This window comes from Pseudomonas sp. Pseusp97 (assembly GCF_047304025.1).
In the GTDB taxonomy this organism is placed as follows: Bacteria; Pseudomonadota; Gammaproteobacteria; order Pseudomonadales; family Pseudomonadaceae; genus Pseudomonas.
The window spans coordinates 1-3,759 of record NZ_JBGLYK010000344.1 but is presented as its reverse complement, the minus strand read 5'-3'; the positions used below and the strand labels follow the sequence as shown (position 1 = coordinate 3,759).

Here is a 3,759-nt window from a genome sequence, read left to right as displayed (position 1 = left end):
GGGTGTGTTTTGCGGGCCCTCCGGCCCCCCTAATCTTCCCCCCCCGCCCCCCCCCCGCCTCCCCCCCCCCCCCCGCTCCTACAGGTCACCACCGTTCCGCGCTAAGCTCGTCGTATGAATTACCTCGCGCACCTCCACCTGGGCGGCGACCGGCCTGCCCAACTGCTCGGCAGCCTCTATGGCGACTTCGTCAAAGGCCCGCTCGCTGGCCAATGGCCCGCCGAGATCGAGGCGGGCATCCGCCTGCACCGGCGCATCGACGCCTTCACCGACAGTCATGCCTTGATACACAGTGCCAAGGCGCGCTTCCCCAGCGAGCGCCGGCGCATGGCCGGCGTGCTTCTCGACGTGTTCTTCGACCACTGCCTGGCCCGCGACTGGGGGCGATTCTCCGGCGAGCCGCTGGAGCACTTCACCCAACGGGTCTACGGTGTACTGGGCCGCACGCCCGGCCTGCCGGAGCGTCTGGCGCGCATTGCACCGCGCATGGCGGCGCAGGACTGGCTCGGCAGCTACCGGCAGTTCGAGGTGCTGCAGGACGTGGTCAGCGGAATGTCCCGGCGCCTGTCCAGGCCGTCCCTGCTGGATGGCGCCTGGGAAGAACTGGATCGTCTCTATGCTCCGCTGAGCGAGGACTTTCGAGAGTTCTACCCCGAACTGCAGTCCTTCGTCAGGAACCTGCCGAATTCGATGGACGGTCCGGCCTGACTTGATATGCATCAACCGCCCGACGGCCCATCGCGTGTGCAATAGACACATCTGAAGGACGACGAGAGGAGCAGCATGATGAAGTCGTTAATGGTCGCAACGGATTTGTCCGGCCGTTCCGAAAAGGCTTTGCACCGCGCGGCAGCGTTGGCCAAGCGCTACGCCTGCCCCTGGACCGTGCTGTACGTGGTCGACGAGGACCAGCCCTCGGCGCTGGTCGAGCAGGAAGTCACCCAGGTGCGCCTGATGCTCGAAGCGCGGCTGGTGGAGCTGACGGAACTGGGCGGCACCTGCCCGAAACTGCTGGTGGAGCGCGGTGATCCGAATCAGCAGATCCTCGCCGCGGCGAAGCAGCAGAACTGCGAGATGCTGGTGATGGGCGCGCACCGCAAGAGCGTGCTGCGCGACATCTTCGTCGGCACCACGGTCGAGCGAGTGCTGCGCGCCGGGCAACTGCCGGTGCTGGTGGTCAACCAGCCGGCCGGCGGCCAGTACCGCGACCTGCTGATCGCCCTCGACACCTCGCCGGCTTCGGCCCACGCGGTGGAAGTGGCCGATGAGCTGGGCCTGCTCGAAGGCGCCGTGCGCCGGGGCGTCTATGCCTTCAGCCCGCTGGCCAAGGGCATGATGCAGTACTCCGGGGTGAGCGAGGAGCGCATCGACGAATTCGTCGGCACCGAATCGCGCCAGGCCGTCGAAGAACTGAAGATGTTCCTCCACGACCAACACCTGGAAGAACGCATCGATGAACAACTGGTGGCCGTCGGGCTGCCGGGCAACGTGTTGCAGCGGATGGTCGACAAGCATCGACCCGATCTGCTGGTCATGGGTACTCGGGGTATGGGCGGGATCAAGCGTGCCCTGATCGGCAGTGTTGCCGACTACGCTCTGCGCGAACTGGATTGTGACATCCTGGTCGTGCCGCCGGAGGCCTGAGCCTCCGGCGCCTGGAGACTGTTTTCAGGTTGCGTCGGGCAGCTCGAGGGTGCCGCCCGGCGTAGTTTGAAAGCCGTTTCGTCAGAGTGGGAACCCGCCGGCCGTAGGTTACGGCGGGCTCCAAACCTTCTTCGTTTTCTCTGCCGCTTTGCTGGCAACTCTCAGGCCGCGATGGCCGACTCTTCCTGAACTCCACATATCACCGCGTGAATCGCGGCGTGCGCCTGCTTCGCCAGCAGGTTGCGGTCCTGATGCGCGCTGGATAGCGCCGGCAGCAGGTGGACTTCCACCACCCCCCGATCATGGTCGAACAGGCGCTTCAGGTGGCTGACCAGATCGTCGTCGCCGATAAAGGGCGCCAGTGAGCACGCCTGGCCATTGCGGCGGTAGCGCAGCGCCACGGGCTGCACCGGCACGCCGGCTTCGATGGCGCTGGCCATCAGCCGACCGTGGAAGGTGCGCAGGCCGGTGCCGTCGGTGGTGGTGCCCTCGGGGAAGACCAGCAGCGAACGCCCGCGCGACAGGTGCGTTGCCAACTGTGCGTTGATCATCCGCGCATCGCCCGAGCCACGGCGGATGAACAGCGTGCCGGCCTTCTCTGCCAGCCAGCCGGCCACCGGCCACTGGCGCACTTCCGCCTTGGACAGGAAGGTCAGCGGCAGCAGCCCGCCCAGCAGCGGTATATCGACCCAGGACACATGGTTGGAGACCCACAGCATCGGCTGCGCGGGCAACTCGCCATGGACCTGCAGCTCGAAGGGCAAGGCGCCGGAAAGGCGTGCCAGGAACCAGCGCGTCAGACGCTGGCGCAGGGGCATGCGGTCGCCGGGCAGGCGCTCCAGCAGGCTGACGAAACTGGCCAGGGCGAGGCCCACCAGCAGCAGTGACAGCAGGCGGGCGACGCGCAACCAGGCGCGCAGGCCGCTCATCAGACGGCGGCCTTGAAGTGACGGGCGTAGCGCGGGCAGAGCTCGTCACGCTTGAGCAGGATGAATACGTCGGCGACGCCGAAGTCCGGGTCCCAGCAAGGCTCGCCGCAGATCTTCGCGCCCAGGCGCATGTAGGCCTTGAGCAGCGGCGGCAGCTCGGCGGTGAGGTTGTCCGGCACGTCCATGGGCGGCAGCGGTGTCTTGGGCTCCGCGCGCAGGTTCTCTTGGCACAGGTAGCGGTCGCGCAGGCGCTGCATCACCGCGCGGGCCTGGATGCCGCCGTCGCGCATGGGAATGCTGGCGCAGCCCATCAGGTAGCGATAGCCGCCTTCGTTGAGCACTTCGGCCAACTCGCTCCAGAGCACGGCGATGGTGCCGCCGTTGCGGTAGTCCGGGTCGACGCAGGTGCGGCCGATTTCCAGCACCGGGCCCTGCAGGTCGTCCAGGCCGTCCAGGGCGAATTCCTCTTCGCTGTAGAAACGGCCCAGGCGCTGCGCGGCGCGGTGGTCGAGCAGGCGGGTGGTGGCTACCAGCGCGCCGGTATTGAGGTCGCGCACGCCGATGTGGGCGCAGTGGCGGTCGTAGTCGTCCATGTCCAGCCCCTGGTCGGCGCCATTGAGCTGGGCGTCGAATTCGCTGCTGAACACGCGGTAACGCAGGGCCTGGGCTTCGCGCAGGGCGCGGGCGCCGCGCAGACGCACGGCCTTGAGACGGCGCTGCGCCGGGGTGTCACAGGAGAGGGCGATCTGACTCATGCGAGTGCCTCCGTGAACCGGCCATGCGGGTTGCGGCCGGTCGGCTTTGTTGTGCAAGCTCAGGCTAGGAATGACCGGTGTCACGCCCATGACGGTGCGGTGATGCTTGTATGACAAGAACAACGACCTCGAAGGAAGGAGCGCCGCGATGCCCTGGAAATGCCTGCTCGGCCCGCAGGACCGGTTACCGCCTGGCCTGGCCCTGGACGACTGGTACGCCGAATTGCTCACCCGCGTAGGGTGCGCCGGCAGCTTCGAACTGGCGGTGCTCGGCGGCCGGTTGGCGACTTCGCCGGGGCTGGCCTTTCTCGCCGGCTACCAGGCGGCGCTGCGCGCCCTCTGGCCGGCTGCCCCGCGCAGCCTCGGCGCGTTGTGCGTGACCGAGAAGAAGAGCGTGCGCCCCGCCGACCTGCAGACCCGCCTCGAAGGCC

At 67.6% G+C, this 3,759-nt stretch carries 4 protein-coding genes and 1 pseudogene; 3 read left to right on the top strand and 2 right to left on the bottom strand.

The genetic code is table 11. The features are described 5' to 3' along the window. The first annotated feature begins 114 nt into the window (after positions 1–114). Positions 115–708 carry an ACP phosphodiesterase gene (locus tag ACCC94_RS28515; RefSeq protein WP_413352950.1) on the top strand — a complete coding sequence of 198 codons (594 nt, stop codon included), beginning with the start codon at positions 115–117 and terminating at the stop codon, positions 706–708. Between the two features lie 75 nt (positions 709–783). Beyond that, on the top strand, positions 784–1,644 hold the full coding sequence (locus ACCC94_RS28510) for a universal stress protein (protein ID WP_413352949.1): 861 nt from the start codon (positions 784–786) through the stop codon (positions 1,642–1,644). A gap of 161 nt (positions 1,645–1,805) precedes the next feature. Here the strand turns inward: ACCC94_RS28510 and ACCC94_RS28505 are convergent, their stop codons facing one another. Beyond that, the gene (locus ACCC94_RS28505; protein ID WP_413352948.1) at positions 1,806–2,573 is read right to left on the bottom strand and encodes a lysophospholipid acyltransferase family protein; all 768 of its coding nucleotides are present in this window, start codon (positions 2,571–2,573) and stop codon (positions 1,806–1,808) included. Then, complete coding sequence (gene olsB / locus ACCC94_RS28500) at positions 2,573–3,328, bottom strand: L-ornithine N(alpha)-acyltransferase (RefSeq protein WP_413352947.1); 756 nt, start codon at positions 3,326–3,328, stop codon at positions 2,573–2,575. Before olsB ends, ACCC94_RS28505 begins: the two co-directional genes overlap by 1 nt. A 148-nt stretch (positions 3,329–3,476) precedes the next feature. On the opposite strand from olsB, the pseudogene ACCC94_RS28495 reads away from it, so the two are divergent. Beyond that, a pseudogene (locus ACCC94_RS28495) lies at positions 3,477–3,759 on the top strand (acyl-CoA dehydrogenase); the annotation flags it as partial.

Bases quoted from the DNA above. Each gene is read 5' to 3' on its own strand.
- ACCC94_RS28510 (WP_413352949.1), top strand. From the start codon at position 784: ATGATGAAGTCGTTAATGGTCGCAACGGATTTGTCCGGCCGTTCCGAA.
- olsB (WP_413352947.1), bottom strand. From the start codon at position 3,328: ATGAGTCAGATCGCCCTCTCCTGTGACACCCCGGCGCAGCGCCGTCTC.
- ACCC94_RS28515 (WP_413352950.1), top strand. From the start codon at position 115: ATGAATTACCTCGCGCACCTCCACCTGGGCGGCGACCGGCCTGCCCAA.
- ACCC94_RS28505 (WP_413352948.1), bottom strand. From the start codon at position 2,573: ATGAGCGGCCTGCGCGCCTGGTTGCGCGTCGCCCGCCTGCTGTCACTG.